12 protein-coding genes are annotated in these 13,708 nt (G+C 50.6%); 4 read left to right on the top strand and 8 right to left on the bottom strand.

What is annotated here, in order from left to right; all coding sequences use genetic code 11:
- The first annotated feature begins 111 nt into the window (after positions 1–111).
- Positions 112–633 (top strand): HD-GYP domain-containing protein, encoded by a 522-nt coding sequence (locus tag CSQ89_RS22910; protein ID WP_143747069.1) that lies wholly within the window; start codon positions 112–114, stop codon positions 631–633.
- A 53-nt stretch (positions 634–686) separates the two neighbouring features.
- Complete coding sequence (locus tag CSQ89_RS12010; RefSeq protein ID WP_099406394.1) at positions 687–1,235, top strand: response regulator; 549 nt, start codon at positions 687–689, stop codon at positions 1,233–1,235.
- Positions 1,236–1,310: 75 nt separating this feature from the next.
- Here CSQ89_RS12010 and CSQ89_RS23200 read toward each other — a convergent pair whose 3' ends face one another.
- The 7 genes from CSQ89_RS23200 to CSQ89_RS23690 all read right to left on the bottom strand — a co-directional run bounded on the left by CSQ89_RS23200 (position 1,311) and on the right by CSQ89_RS23690 (position 6,788).
- On the bottom strand, positions 1,311–2,030 hold the full coding sequence (locus CSQ89_RS23200; protein WP_233203124.1) for a hypothetical protein: 720 nt from the start codon (positions 2,028–2,030) through the stop codon (positions 1,311–1,313).
- Between the two features lie 31 nt (positions 2,031–2,061).
- Positions 2,062–2,493, bottom strand: a complete 432-nt coding sequence (locus CSQ89_RS23195; protein ID WP_233203122.1) for a CyaA/EF/ExoY family adenylyl cyclase toxin — start codon at positions 2,491–2,493, stop codon at positions 2,062–2,064.
- Positions 2,494–2,680: 187 nt separating this feature from the next.
- Positions 2,681–3,502: an HDOD domain-containing protein gene (locus CSQ89_RS12000; protein WP_158228982.1), complete on the bottom strand. Its 822-nt coding sequence runs from the start codon at positions 3,500–3,502 to the stop codon at positions 2,681–2,683.
- On the bottom strand, positions 3,484–4,311 hold the full coding sequence (locus CSQ89_RS11995) for a response regulator (protein ID WP_099406393.1): 828 nt from the start codon (positions 4,309–4,311) through the stop codon (positions 3,484–3,486). The genes CSQ89_RS12000 and CSQ89_RS11995 overlap by 19 nt, the downstream gene beginning before the upstream one ends.
- Before the next feature lie 159 nt (positions 4,312–4,470).
- Entirely contained in the window at positions 4,471–5,640 is a 1,170-nt protein-coding gene (locus CSQ89_RS23615; protein ID WP_099406392.1) for an ATP-binding protein, read from the bottom strand.
- The gene (locus CSQ89_RS11985) at positions 5,630–6,697 is read right to left on the bottom strand and encodes an FIST N-terminal domain-containing protein (RefSeq protein WP_308418143.1); all 1,068 of its coding nucleotides are present in this window, start codon (positions 6,695–6,697) and stop codon (positions 5,630–5,632) included. Before CSQ89_RS11985 ends, CSQ89_RS23615 begins: the two co-directional genes overlap by 11 nt.
- The gene (locus tag CSQ89_RS23690; RefSeq protein WP_308418144.1) at positions 6,633–6,788 is read right to left on the bottom strand and encodes a hypothetical protein; all 156 of its coding nucleotides are present in this window, start codon (positions 6,786–6,788) and stop codon (positions 6,633–6,635) included. The genes CSQ89_RS11985 and CSQ89_RS23690 overlap by 65 nt, the downstream gene beginning before the upstream one ends.
- 775 nt (positions 6,789–7,563) lie before the next feature.
- On the opposite strand from CSQ89_RS23690, the gene CSQ89_RS11980 reads away from it, so the two are divergent.
- Both CSQ89_RS11980 and dnaE read left to right on the top strand, forming a co-directional pair.
- A complete protein-coding gene (locus CSQ89_RS11980) occupies positions 7,564–8,670 on the top strand; it encodes a DNA-binding protein (protein WP_158228981.1) in 1,107 nt (368 codons plus the stop codon).
- Positions 8,671–8,763: 93 nt separating this feature from the next.
- The gene (gene dnaE / locus CSQ89_RS11975; protein ID WP_099406390.1) at positions 8,764–12,192 is read left to right on the top strand and encodes a DNA polymerase III subunit alpha; all 3,429 of its coding nucleotides are present in this window, start codon (positions 8,764–8,766) and stop codon (positions 12,190–12,192) included.
- 78 nt (positions 12,193–12,270) lie between these two features.
- Here the strand turns inward: dnaE and CSQ89_RS11970 are convergent, their stop codons facing one another.
- Positions 12,271–13,683: an alanine/glycine:cation symporter family protein gene (locus tag CSQ89_RS11970; protein ID WP_233203113.1), complete on the bottom strand. Its 1,413-nt coding sequence runs from the start codon at positions 13,681–13,683 to the stop codon at positions 12,271–12,273.
- Positions 13,684–13,708: the final 25 nt, after the last annotated feature.

Here is a 13,708-nt window from a genome sequence, read left to right as displayed (position 1 = left end):
GGTTTACGATCCACGCTTCCTTCCCACGCTCGGTCGCCCTCACGCAGTTGCGCTTCACTTCGTTCGCTGTGATCAACTTACGGCGGGACTTCCACCCGCAGGAGTGCGCCCATGCTGGGCGCACATGGGCAAGCCGCCTTGATGGCGCTGGAACAGCTGACTAAAGCTGCATTGATGATTCGCCATCACCATGAACGCTATGACGGCAAGGGCTATCCCGATGGTTTGGCATTGGAACGGATCCCCGTTGGTGCCCGCATCCTCGCCGTGGCGAACGATTACGACTCGCTGCAAAACGGCACGCTTGAGGAGCGACCCCTCACCCGCAATGATGCGATCAAAGTTATTACTTCGCAGTCGGGTAAGCGGTATGACCCAAATGTGGTGGAAATCTTCAAGTCATTGATGGGAGAAGAGGCCGAACCTGTCTCCACGGAGACGTCTATTCGATGTGCCGAACTAAAGCCGGGCATGGTTCTGGCGCGCGACCTGCACACCTCAAGCGGCATGTTACTGCTGGCGAAAGACCGCGCGTTGGACGAACGGCTGATCGGGCAGATTTACCAGTTTGAGCATAGCGCCCGCCAGCCCCTGACCCTTTTTATCTATAAACCGGCGGAACCGGCAGCCTAGTGTGCGGGACCCTTTTGGGGTCATCGTTGCCGTGACGGGCAGGAGGCATTGCAATGCAATCATTACTTCTCTTGGATGATGAACCCAATATCCTCAAGTCCTTGCGCCGTACCTTGAGCCGATTGGAAGACGAAAAGGGCGAAGCGATACCGCTGGAAATTGACTGCTTCGAAGACCCCATAGCGGCGCTCAAAGCGGCAGAGACCAAAACCTATGCGGCGGTGATTTCTGATTACCGCATGCCACAAATGAATGGGGTCGAATTCCTGTTGTTCTTCCGTACCAAACAGCCCGATGCAGTGCGCATCATCCTTTCAGGGTTTTCTGACGTGTCAGGGATGATTGCAGCCATCAACGATGCACAGATATTTCGCTTTCTGGCCAAGCCCTGGCACGAAGGCGAACTGATGTATACCCTGTTGCAAGGGTTTGCGACCCGGCAATTGCTGCTAGAAAACCGGCGATTGGCGGACATTGTTCGCAGTGAACGCGCGTTGATCAGCAAGCATGAGGCTCTGTTGGCGAAACTAGAAGCGGAAACACCAGGGATTACCAAGGTAAGCTGGGGCCCCAACGGGGAATTGTTGTTGGATGAGGACTAGTGCGTAAGAACCTGTCTAACGTCTCCTGGGTTTGATTTAGGCAGATTGTTTAAGCTGGAGTTGGAAAAGACGCTATTAGGCACCGCGTGATTTAAGTGCCTGCAGCTGATTTTTAGCATCGACAAATTGAGCACGTTGTACATTTTTTACTTCCTCTTCCCATAGTGGGTTCAGTGGCATGTGGTACCCATGACTTTTTGCTTGCTGAATCAATTCGGCAAATTCTTCTTTGTTACGGACGACACAGATTTCATCGAAGCGGCCAATTTTCATTGGCAGGGCGAACGTGGTTGGATAGTTCGCTTTAATGTCGGTTGCCGGACTGCCTGAGTCTGTATTATGGTGGACAACCGCTTCCCCATCACCTACAAGCGCTTGATTGATGATAGGAATCATATTGCGCACCCGCATTGATGTATTACCAATGTCGGCATCTTCCTTTTTATAGAAGCTTTTGGCATTCAAATAGTCATGAAGCAAGTAGGCATTTGATGGTATGCCACGATATTGATTTATCTTGGAACGGAATACACCATGAGAGATATCAGGCACTAATAAATTATCTTGAGGTCCTATGTCGCTTATGTGGGGCGAAATAACCAGCAAGTCATAGTCAGCTGTAAATGCTTTTGCATCGACTCGGGGTGCTAGTACGTTGATAGGTACGCCATTGCGGGTAATTTCAAATGCCTGCCCTTTACGTGCGGCTTCGAAAAAGTATGTCTGGCCGCTAGGCGCTTTTGCACTAAATTTAATTACACCATTGGTATTTTCACGTGACCAATCATTAATCAAGCCAGCCTCCTGCAGCTTATGTAGCCTATTCTCAGAAATGACCAAGGGGGACAGAGACCGCATAACCTTCCTTAATACATTGCTGCGTTTGATGGCTGAATTTCTCGATTTGATTGGGCGTGTTTTCGAGTTTGCTATAGCGTTGATCTACACAGATCAAACCGGCTTGTGGCCCCCATGATGCGCTTTTTCCCTTTATATGAAAGCCTTTTGTAGGGTGGTTTTCCTCAATTAACCCCGTTGCCATTTTATCGACAGGTCGGATACCAATAATACAGTTATGTGTATGCGCGACTTGTTGGAGTGATTCGAGATGATGAGTAAGGATACCAACAGTTTCTTTTAGATTTTTGGCTAATGTGGCAATGGTAGAATCATTGTGTGTTGCATTGGTAGCACTATCCCGTGCCGCCATACTGTGGTTATTGGGTGTGATAAGTGGTTTTTGAAATTGAATAGGCATAGTAGATTCCTTATTTTATTAAGCATCTTGCTAAGTATTGAAAATTAATTCATCTCTATGGGATAAGATATAAAAAGGTGAAGTGAAACGCTTTCAGAACTTGCCCACTTCTTTCTGAAATACGTTGCCTCACTCTGAGTGATGTTACCGGTAGCAAGCTAGAACAGTTGAGGATATGAGCAGGCGCTTACATCAACATCATCAGATGTTTAACCACTTCGTCTGTGGCGCTCAATTCTGTTATTAGTGTCGGTTGTACTGCAGCATCCAAGGCCAGTGCCGTAAATAACCAGCCCGGCAATACAAAACAGGTGGAATCCTGGTTCTCGGAGTCCATGTATTCCACCCACAGGTCGGCAATGTGATTGGTCAGAGCCACCAATGATATCGCTTGGGGCGGCACAGAATAATTCAGCGAAATGGCTTCGGTAATCTGAGGCGGGAAATGCCAGCGTTCGACAAGTGTGGCCGCAAGGCGAATATGATCAAAGCCATGCGTCTCCTGTTCTATCCGCGCTAGTTCACAGCTGTGGGCCCGGTTGAGAATCAGTCGGTTTGCATAGTCTGGGTCGTATTCCAAGAACATCAACAAACCCAAATGGCGCAGCAAGCCCGAGAGAAAACTCGCCTCGGTGGATACGCCGGCTTTTTTCGCAACCACTTCGCTCAAACTGGCAATTCTTAAGGAGTGTTGCCAATAGTCGCGCAGACCCTCATGCTCGCTATCGAGCAGTGACGTGGCGATAGCAATGCGGCGGACATTCATCAACCCCAGTACAACCATTGCATCCTGTGCCGACCCCACTTGGCGGGACACACCAAAAAAGGGGGAATTAGCCAAGCGCAGCAGCCGTGTGATCAGTCCCTGATCCCCATGCAGCACTTCCAGTATCTGTGCGGCGGTTACATCCTCATGATCCAGTAGGCGTAACAACTCCCAAACGACGTTCTTGCTGCTGGGCAATTGTGACGACGCATTCAGAAGTACGTCTAGCCTAAGGGGCTCCACTTTTGCGCCTCCTCTGCAATCAGCAAATAGCCGCCAGCAGGAGACCAACGCCCTAGCCGAGCGATGTAATAGGTTCTGAGGATGTTGGCGGGTCCGCCTACGCTGACATATCGACTGTCGCCAGGCGCCATGCCATCCGACAGTACACCGAGAATCTCGGGCGGCAAGCAATCTCGGGCTGCATTACCCAGCGTGGCGCAAGGGCCAAAACCACTAATCGATGCCATATTCGCCAGAACAATATCGCCTTCCAAGCTGACGCCCAACAGCGGTAATGGGAGGAGCTCCACGACTTCCTGACTCATCATCAGGATCGCCATCGTCAGTTTTTCGGTTGATTTGGCGTGCGAAACAACTTCTTCCAGATGCTGAGAAGCCAACTGTGCACTTCTTATCAGATCCGCTGTTTGTTGTTCGTTGTAAGCCACTGTTTCAAAGAAAATGAAGGACTCGGCGACCAAGGCGCGCAGCTCGGCATCATCCCAGGGCTTGGTAAGGAATTTGTAGATTGCGCCTTCATTGATGGCATCCGTCACCGATTTCAGGTCGGTGTACCCAGACAACACAATACGTACGGTTTTCGGGTGGTTTTCACGTACTTTCCGCAAAAACTCAACCCCTGTCATGCCCGGCATGCGCTGATCGGAAATCACCACTGAAACAGGCTGCTTGGCCAGTATCTCCAACCCCTCTGGGCCGCTGCTGGCGCGCAGGATCTGGTAGCCGTCAGTACGAAACAGACGGCTTAGGGACGATAATACATTCGCCTCATCGTCAACCAGCAAGAGCGCCCTGGGGAGTTCATTCATCGCAATTGTGCTTACCCTGACCAGTGTTAATAATTTTTTTGTTAATACCAATCCATTTACTTAATACGTTTACTTTCACGCGTGAATAAGTGCCTATTTTTCTTCTGTTAATCCAAGCGTATTACAAAAAATCATGCGCCAATCAGTAGACGAGATCATTCAGGAAGACAGCTTGCCTGCTGGTATCCACACCGTAAATGTCGCACCTTGGCCTGGCCCACTGTCGACCTCAATATGCCCCCCCATTTTGCTGATAATGCCATAGGAAACAGACAGCCCTAGTCCCGTCCCGGTACCGACAAGTTTGGTGGTAAAAAACGGATCGAAAATATGCGGCATTATGTCGGGCGCTATACCCCTGCCATTGTCACTAATTGAAATCCAAACCATATCGTCCATGTGGCCGGTACGAATGGTGATGATGCCCCGTTCAGTGATGGCTTGGGCAGCATTCAGTAATAGGCTCATGAAAACCCGGTTGAGTTGCGAGGACTTGCAGACTACCAAGGGTAATTTGCCATACTTTTTTATGATTTCAGATTTGTATTTTATTTCATTCCAAATGACATTCAACGTACTGTCCAGCCCTGCGTGAATATCCACCGTTTGCCATTCGGATTCAGTTACGCGCGAAAAGTATTTCAGGTCTTGGACAATTTGGCTAACGCGTGATGTGCCGTCAATGGACTCGGCGATAAGTGAGCCTATATCCTCTTTCATATAATCAAAGTCTGTTGTTCTGCGCAGTACTGTTATTTGGTGCTGTATTTCTTGATCTGTAGCGATGAGAGGTGATGCATTTTCATAAGCAGAAATTAACTTCAGCAAGTTATCGACATAAGTACGGAGTGTACTTAAATTAGAGTTTACAAAGCCAATGGGGTTATTGATTTCATGGGCGACACCAGCGGCAAGCTGACCGATAGAGGCAAGTTTCTCTGACTGAAGCAGCCGACTTTGTGCTTCCCCCAGTTGTTGAATCAGCGTTTGCTGTCCTGCATATTGTTGCTCGAGTGTTTCCTGAATCTGTTTCCGTTCACGAATTTCCTCCGCCATTTGGCTTTGAGAATCATTAAGCGCGCGATTGATACGTTCATTTTCCCGCAATGATGCTTCAAGCTCACGTGTTCTTTTCTGTACTTCATTGTCCAGCATGACAGCCATTTGAAATACGCTGAATTCTGAGCCGTCATTGCTCATACTTCGCTCCACACGATTAGTCAGGGCTGCGATAATCTTGTTTAGGCGCAGAAATTCTGCCTGCACCACAGCATCATTATTTGATAGTGCGGTGGATGTTCCGCCTGTATATAGATGCCTATCGCGCATCGATAGCCTCACTGCCGGCATAGCCTATGGCCACACCCGTCAAGGTTTGGTTTACATGGACCCCGCGGTATTGCTCGCCATAGGTACTGAAACCAACCATATTCTGTTGTTTGAAAATATCTGCGGCCGCTACTTTGATAGGCCATTGGGAAATTTCCAGATTACGCAAGATGCAGTCGCATCCCAGGACTAATTGCAAGCTTCCAATTTCGTGCCTGATTTTCTCGAATGTCCGAGCCAAGCTTTGAACCATATCCCCCCCACTCGCTAACCGTAATACCAGACCTTCATCAATAGCACAGTAAAAGGTCAGCGAGTTATCCGGATTTGCTTTTTGGATTGACCGTACGTATTCCTCCCCATCAATCATTAATACCAGTGGTGAGGCAGCAAAATGGCCGGCTCCCAGTTTATCTGGGGGAACATTAATTAGATGTGCATACTCCATTGCCGCCGGCAAGCCATTAATCTCACTGATTATTCGATTGGGTGGGTCTGCCGCTGTGACGACGAGGCGGTTGCTGGTGGCTTTGAAGTGTTGGGATTTGAATGGCTGGGTAGGGTGTGATGTTGAGATAAGCAATAACAGTGCGCAATTGCTATGGAATGCCCCTTGATAAAACAAATAGGTATGCTCAAATTTGAGATCATCCCCCGCAGAACCACCAATTAAGGGTATCTGCCCCAGGGCATTTTGCAGCGAGCAGGCAACTACTTCTTCCTGCATCGATAAACCATCAATCAGTAGAAATGCGAAACGATTAGGAAAGACGATAGGTCGTCTTTCTAGCCGCTGCATTAATGTATGGATGAAAGTATGGCCTTCAGAAATGTTGAAATCATTTAAATCCTGCAACAGTCCCATTTCAGCAGCATAGCTCCCCTTAGGGAAGCTGAGGCCGACGATGCTATGGTCCAGATAACCCGCCGGACCTATCTCGCCCGCTGTCGTGCAGCCTACGATAGGCAGGTCGCCAAATAATTGATTCAACTCATCGGTCAGTGCTGCCAAATCGTAGCGGCTTGAGCAAAAAAAAGAGCACCAGTTCAATTTCATCTTGCATCACGCCCGCGTGGAATTCTTGGGCGGCCTGCCGTGCATCTTTCGCATTGGTTTGTGTGCAGCGGTAGCCACGCCTGATACCCATGACCTATTTCCTCCTCAGTTAACCCTCTGGCCGTTGGCGCTGAGTAGTCAAATTGGCGGCTATTCAGGCATGCCTCTCAATAGGGCATATCTCTATGTTAGAGAGTAATTGCAATGGATTAGAAGCTTTAATGGGGGTGCTTTAGGGTTTGAGACAAAAGGAAGCGGCTTATAAATTGATGCCTCGCTTTCCCTTTATGTATTCAGCTAGGCAAGTTTAGAAATGGGCACCGCCTGCCCACGCGGGGTCGGCCGGCATTCTTTCCAATTCCGCTGCAGCTTGTCTCCCCCTTTCGCTTAAGCACCTGGTCACAGCTTGTCACGAGCGGTCTTTAGCGGGGTGAGGCGCAGCGCAGAAACCGGAATGTACTGTTTGTACATGAGGCTGCGAACTGCTTGGTGCAAAGCACCCTAGCTGTTCAGCGCTTCCCTTGTGGGGGATTTCAAGTAGCACTTGAGCACTAATCATGGCTGCGCAGCACGATCGTAAGCAGGTTCTAGTAAAGGCTGCCCCCTTACGATTGATATTGACCACCCACCCAGATTTCTAGCACACCGCTTTTTCGGTGCTCATAGCAGGGCTATCACGCCTACCCTACTTTTTACCTTGCCCCATTACGTAACAGACTGAACCTCTATCCCCTGATTCTGTGCCCTGTGGCGTGATAATCATGAATTATCACGCCTATATTTTTATTTAAATTTCATTTGAGCTGGAAAAATTTATTACGTAAATACATAATACGTAATATGTTATGAAATGCAAGGATGCCCAAATGGCACGTAGCGGTGTACTCAAATCTGAAATTCAAAGCGCACGGGATCGGCTGGTTGCGCAGGGGCGGCATCCGTCGATTGATGCGGTACGTGCTGAGCTAGGCAATACAGGCTCAAAAACCACAATCCAGCGTTATCTACGTGAACTGGAAGCGGAGGCGGGTACAGATGCGAGGCAAGCCATGCCAGTGAGCGATGCCTTGCAGGACTTGGTGGGCCGTCTGGCATCGCAACTGAAAGAAGAGGCAGAGAGAAAGCTTGCTGAATGCCGTCTGCATTTCGAAGCGGAAATGGGCCTCAAAGAGGAGATGCTGGCAAAGGTATGCGCAGAGAATGCCGCCCTGGGCGTGCAAATACAGGCTATTGAACTGGCGCTTCGCCATGAAACGAGCGCGCATTCGGATGCACAGCAGGCATTGGCAAAAGCCATGGCCATCAATACGCAATTGGCATTGCAAGTTGCCAACCTGGAAGCGCGACTGAAGGACAATGAAGCACATCGGCAGTCACTGGAAGAGAAGCACCTGCACGCGCGCGAGGCGCTGGACCATTACCGGCAGTCGGTTAAAGACCAGCGCGAGCAGGATCAACGCCGGCATGAGCATCAGGTGCAGCAGTTGCAGATGGAGGCCCGTACACTTAACCAAACGGTGGTCGTGAAACAGAACGAACTGACGCAGCTTTACCAAGCCTTGGCGAAAGAGACGGCTGAGTTGGTTGCCGCCAGGAAAGAGATGCGGCGTATGGAAGCTGACATTGAAAGAATTGAAAAGGCCGGTGCTGAGACGCTACGGCAAAACGTGGTCACCTATGAAACGGCACAATCGGCGCTGGCTGAGCGTATAAGGCAATTTGAGGCCCGGTGCGTCGCGGCAGATGGCACACTGAACGAGCAACGGACGCGATTGCATGAACAGGCGTTGGAACTAGTAGCGCTTCGCACCCGTACAGCCAGCCAGGAAGAAATGCTGACCCTATTGAAAATGGCACGCGCCGACCTTGAAGAAAAGCCGGTGCTTGCCCAGTCCACGCTTCCAGATAGCGAGCAAGTAGCGCCAAGTCTGAGTAATACTGCAGCAAGTGTTGAGGGGGGATTGAGTATCTAGCCGTTACGCATACCATCTGTCTAGCGTTATTTTATGCGCTTCGCCGTCTGCAGATGTGGTGGAAAGTGGTGGTGGCTGGGGTAAAATTCACCCATGACGTCTCCCGCATTCATCCATCTTCGCCTTCACTCCGAATACTCCATCACCGACGGTATTGTCCGCATAGACGATGCCGTGCAACGCGCCAAACAGCTTGGCATTCCGGCTGTGGCAGTCACCGACCTGATGAATCTTTTCGGCATGGTCAAGCAATATAAGACCTGCCGGGGTAGTGGCATCAAACCGATTGCCGGGGTTGATGTCTGGATCGAAAATGAAGACGACCGCGATAAACCCTTCCGCGCCTTGCTGCTGGCCCGTAACCGCGCCGGGTATGGCCGGCTGTGCGAACTGATCACTCAGGCATACCGGCACAATCAGTACCGCGGCCGGGCGGAACTGAAACGCGCTTGGCTTGCTGAAGGCAGCAATGCTGATTTGATCGCCCTTTCGGGTGCCCATCTTGGCGATATTGGCCAAGCCATTTTGAATGGGAACCAGGAAGCCGCCGCAAGCTGTGTGAAATGGTGGATTAGTCTGTTCCCAGGCAATTTTTATTTGGAACTGCAACGTACGGGCGACCCACGCTGGGAAGCCGTGGTGCAAATGTCGCTCATGCTGGCGGCGGATTACGACCTGCCTGTTGTCGCTACCCATCCTATCCAGTTCCTTGATCCGGATGATTTCAAGGCGCATGAGGCGCGTACATGCATTGCCGAGGGTTATGTGCTGGCGGATAAACGCCGGCCCAAGCGCTATACCGAACAGCAGTACTTCAAGTCGCCCGACGAAATGGCAAACCTGTTTGCTGACCTGCCTGAAGCACTGGCAAATACCGTGGAGATTGCCAAGCGCTGTAATCTGCATATCGTGTTGGGTAAAAACTTCCTGCCGCTCTTCCCTACCCCGGACGGCATGGGTTTGGACGATTTTCTGATACACGAGTCCAAGCTCGGTCTGGAAGAACGGTTGTTGCAACTTTATCCAGACCCAGTAGAGCGCGAAGCTAGACGGCTTGAATACGAAGTCCGGTTGAAATTCGAATGCGACACCATCATCAAAATGGGCTTCCCCGGTTACTTCCTGATCGTGGCCGACTTCATCAAGTGGGGTAAAGCCAATGGTTGTCCGGTGGGGCCGGGTCGGGGGTCGGGCGCTGGGTCGTTGGTGGCGTATTCGCTCAGCATCACGGATTTGGACCCGCTCAAATACGCTCTGCTGTTTGAGCGCTTCCTCAACCCCGAGCGGGTATCCATGCCCGACTTCGACGTGGATTTTTGCCAGGAAAATCGTTGGCGTGTGATTGAATACGTGCGACAGAAATATGGCGAGGAAGCGGTCAGTCAGATCGCTACCTTCGGCACCATGTCTTCCAAGTCGGTGGTACGCGATATAGGCCGGGTGCTCGACCTGCCCTTTTTCTTGTGCGACAAACTGTCCAAGCTGATCCCCCTTGAAGCCAACAAACCCCTGCCGCTGGCCAAAGCCATGGAAGCCGAGCCACAAATTGGTGAGCTGATTGAAGCGGAGGATGCCGGTGAACTGCTGGAGCTGGCTCTGAAGCTGGAGGACCTGACACGGGGTATTGGCATGCACGCTGGCGGTGTGCTGATTGCGCCTGGCAAGCTGACCGACTTCTGCCCGCTGTATATCGCGAGTGGTGAGGGGGCGTCGCCAGTCTCTCAGTTCGACAAGGATGATGTCGAACAGGCCGGTTTGGTGAAGTTTGACTTCTTGGGCCTGCGTAACCTCACCATCATTGAGTTGGCGCAAAAGTACATCAAACAGTTGAGCGGCGAAGATATCGACGTCGCCAAGTTATCACTGGAGGATGCTCCGGCATACCGCATATTTGCCACAGGTAACACCACGGCAGTGTTCCAGTTTGAATCCACCGGCATGAAGAAAATGCTGGTGGATGCCAAGCCCAAGCAGTTCGAGGAAATTATCGCCTTTGTGGCCCTGTACCGGCCGGGCCCGATGGACCTGATTCCTGACTTCACCCGTCGTATGCACGGCGAGAAGTTTGAATATCTGCATCCTTTGCTGGCTCCAGTGCTTGCGCCGACTTATGGCATCATGGTTTACCAAGAGCAGGTGATGCAGGCCGCGCAGGTGTGTGGCGGCTATAGCCTGGGTGGGGCAGATTTGTTGCGCCGAGCCATGGGTAAGAAAAAACTAGAAGAAATGGTGGCGCAACGGGCCATGTTTGTTGAAGGGGCGGCCAAGCAGCAAATATCGGAAGCCAAGGCCAATGAAATCTTCGACTATATGGAGAAATTCGCCGGCTATGGCTTCAATAAATCGCATGCCGCCGCCTATGCCTTGGTGGCTTACCATACGGCGTGGTTGAAAGCGCACCACTGTGCCGCCTATATGTCGGCCACCATGTCGACCGAACTGGACAATACTGACCAGCTCAAAGTGTTCTACGATGATTGCGTTTTCAACAAACTCAAGTTCCTGCCGCCGGATGTGAACCACAGTGTGTACCGTTTCCTGCCGGTATCGCGCGATGAGATTCGCTACGCACTGGGTGCCATCAAGGGTACGGGGGAAGCTGCGGTTGAATATATTATTTCGGTGCGCGAAAAGACCGGTCCGTTCAAAGACCTGTTTGATTTCTGCCATCGTACAGACAAGCGTATTGTTAATCGACGGGTCATTGAAGCCTTGATCCGGGGCGGTGCTTTTGATGCTTTGTGCGATCATCGCGCCAGCCTGTTGGCCAGTGTGGGCATGGCATTGGAAGCTGCAGAGCAGGCTTCTGCCAACATCCATCAAGGTGGGCTGTTTGATGCGTTTGAGCCCGAACCCGAACATGTCATGCAGTTGGTTGAAGTACCACGCTGGACCGAGACGGCGCAGTTAACCGAAGAAAAAACGGCGATCGGATTCTATTTGTCGGGCCACCCATTTACCGCGCAAGCGAAGTTTGTACGTGGCTTTGTAAAGACCGAACTGGCAAGGCTAGTGCCCAATAAAGGTACGCAATGGATTACCGGCGTGGTGCTTGAAATTCGCACCAAGATTGGTCAGCGCGGCAAAATCGCCTTCGTCACACTGGATGACGCAACCACCAAGCGTGATGTGATGGTGTATGCCGAAACTTTGGAGTCAGCCCGTCATTCCCTGCGTGAAGACACACTGGTGGTGATCGAAGCCAAAGTAAGCGAAGACACTTATGGGGGGGGCGGTGGGCTGCGCATCATTGCGGAGCGTGTGCTGGATCTTGCCGAAGCGCGGAGCCGTTTCGCCAAGGTATTGAGTCTGGGCGTCAATAGCCAAGCCGATGCGATTCAGCTTCGCCGTCTGCTTGACCCCTACCGTGGCGGCGACTGTCCTATACGGATTCAGTACCGTAGCGACAAGGTCAGCTGTGCTATTGCGTTGGGCGAAGGCTGGAAAGTCACCCTGCGCGACGAACTGCTGACTTCCTTGCGTAAAGACTTTGGAAGGGAAGCGGTGCAGGTCCAGTATTAAGTTAAATAGCATCTTTGAATTGGCTATAATAAAAAGCGGGCCGAATACGGCCCGCTTTTTATTCATCTGCTCAACTCTTTAATGCCAGCAATTATCCTGCAGCTTGGCATCCAAACCTGGAATGGTTTTGCTCTTAAATACAGGTTCGTCCCCTGCCTTAAGCTGTGTGCCGTAATCTTTCCAAGCAGCCAATGCAAATTTGGATAGAAACAAAATGGCAACCAGGTTGATGATCACCATCACGCCCATGCAAACATCGGCAATGTCCCACACCAGTGGCAAACTGCTGGTTGAGCCAAAAAGTACCATAAGCAACACTAACAAGCGGAATATCGTCAATCCGGTTTTGCTTTTATAAATAAAATTCATATTGCTTTCTGCATAGGCGTAGTTACCCAGAATCGAGGTGAAGGCAAACATAAAGATCACGATCGCCATAAATCCAGCACCTGCGCTACCAATATGAAAACTCACTGCGGCTTGTGTTAAAGCAGCACCTTTGACACCACTGCCAGGCACGTAGGCATCCGACAATAAGATAACAAAAGCAGTGGCGCTACATATGATGATGGTATCGATAAACACGCCTAGCATTTGCAATAGCCCTTGATTAACGGGGTGTGCAGTGGAGGCAGACGCCGCGGCGTTGGGGGCGCTACCCATGCCTGCTTCATTTGAAAACAAACCACGTTTGACACCCATTTCCATGGCGGCCTTGATACTGGCACCGGCAACACCCCCTACTGCGGCCTGACCATTAAATGCATTAGTAATGATCAAATCGAACAAAGCGGGTATTTGCCCAATGTTTGTTACTAGCGCATAAAATGCAACCATTAAATACAATGTGGCCATAATGGGCACCAACCATTCGGCCACTTTGCCGATACGGTGCGCGCCACCAAATATAATCAGTGCAGTTAATATAGTTACGACATATCCAGAGGTCTGGGGCGCAATACCAAATCCCATGTACAGTGCATCACTGATAGAGTTGCTTTGCAGTGCATTAAAAGAAAAACCAAATGCAACCAATAGACTGATTGCGAATACGACACCCCATGTTCGTGACCCTAGGCCCTGTGAAATATAATAGGCGGGCCCTCCCCGAAAGGTAGCATCCTCGTTACGGACTTTAAAAATCTGGGCTAAGGTTGCTTCAACAAATGCGGAGGACATACCCAATAAGGCTGTGCACCACATCCAGAAAATAGCACCAGGCCCACCTAAACTAATAGCGGTTGCTACGCCAGCAAGGTTCCCTGTGCCTACGCGGCTGGCGAGCCCGGTAGCGAAAGCCTGAAATGGGCTGATTTCGTCCGGCTTGGCTTTAATGAAAGTGACCTGCATTGCACGTTTTAGCGAACGAAACTGCAAGAAACTGAAACGAAATGTAAAGAATACGCCTACGGTCAGCAGCAAATATACCAATATATAACCCCACAAATAAGAGTTGATAGGGTCAATAATTGGCCGTATCCATGCTTCCATAAAAATCTCCAAAGGGGGTTGATTA

Origin of the sequence: Chitinimonas sp. BJB300, from assembly GCF_002735695.1 — a bacterium.
In the GTDB taxonomy this organism is placed as follows: Bacteria; Pseudomonadota; Gammaproteobacteria; order Burkholderiales; family Chitinimonadaceae; genus Chitinimonas.
The sequence above is the reverse complement of the archived record's forward strand: the minus strand, read 5'-3'. Positions and strand labels throughout refer to the sequence as shown.

What these genes read in the sequence shown, in the direction of transcription:
- CSQ89_RS22910 (WP_143747069.1), top strand. Translation starts at nt 112, where the DNA reads ATGCTGGGCGCACATGGGCAAGCCGCCTTGATGGCGCTGGAACAGCTG.
- CSQ89_RS12010 (WP_099406394.1), top strand. Translation starts at nt 687, where the DNA reads ATGCAATCATTACTTCTCTTGGATGATGAACCCAATATCCTCAAGTCC.
- CSQ89_RS23195 (WP_233203122.1), bottom strand. Translation starts at nt 2,493, where the DNA reads ATGCCTATTCAATTTCAAAAACCACTTATCACACCCAATAACCACAGT.
- CSQ89_RS11995 (WP_099406393.1), bottom strand. Translation starts at nt 4,311, where the DNA reads ATGAATGAACTCCCCAGGGCGCTCTTGCTGGTTGACGATGAGGCGAAT.
- CSQ89_RS23615 (WP_099406392.1), bottom strand. Translation starts at nt 5,640, where the DNA reads ATGCGCGATAGGCATCTATATACAGGCGGAACATCCACCGCACTATCA.
- CSQ89_RS11985 (WP_308418143.1), bottom strand. Translation starts at nt 6,697, where the DNA reads ATGAAATTGAACTGGTGCTCTTTTTTTTGCTCAAGCCGCTACGATTTG.
- CSQ89_RS23690 (WP_308418144.1), bottom strand. Translation starts at nt 6,788, where the DNA reads ATGGGTATCAGGCGTGGCTACCGCTGCACACAAACCAATGCGAAAGAT.
- CSQ89_RS11980 (WP_158228981.1), top strand. Translation starts at nt 7,564, where the DNA reads ATGGCACGTAGCGGTGTACTCAAATCTGAAATTCAAAGCGCACGGGAT.
- dnaE (WP_099406390.1), top strand. Translation starts at nt 8,764, where the DNA reads ATGACGTCTCCCGCATTCATCCATCTTCGCCTTCACTCCGAATACTCC.
- CSQ89_RS11970 (WP_233203113.1), bottom strand. Translation starts at nt 13,683, where the DNA reads ATGGAAGCATGGATACGGCCAATTATTGACCCTATCAACTCTTATTTG.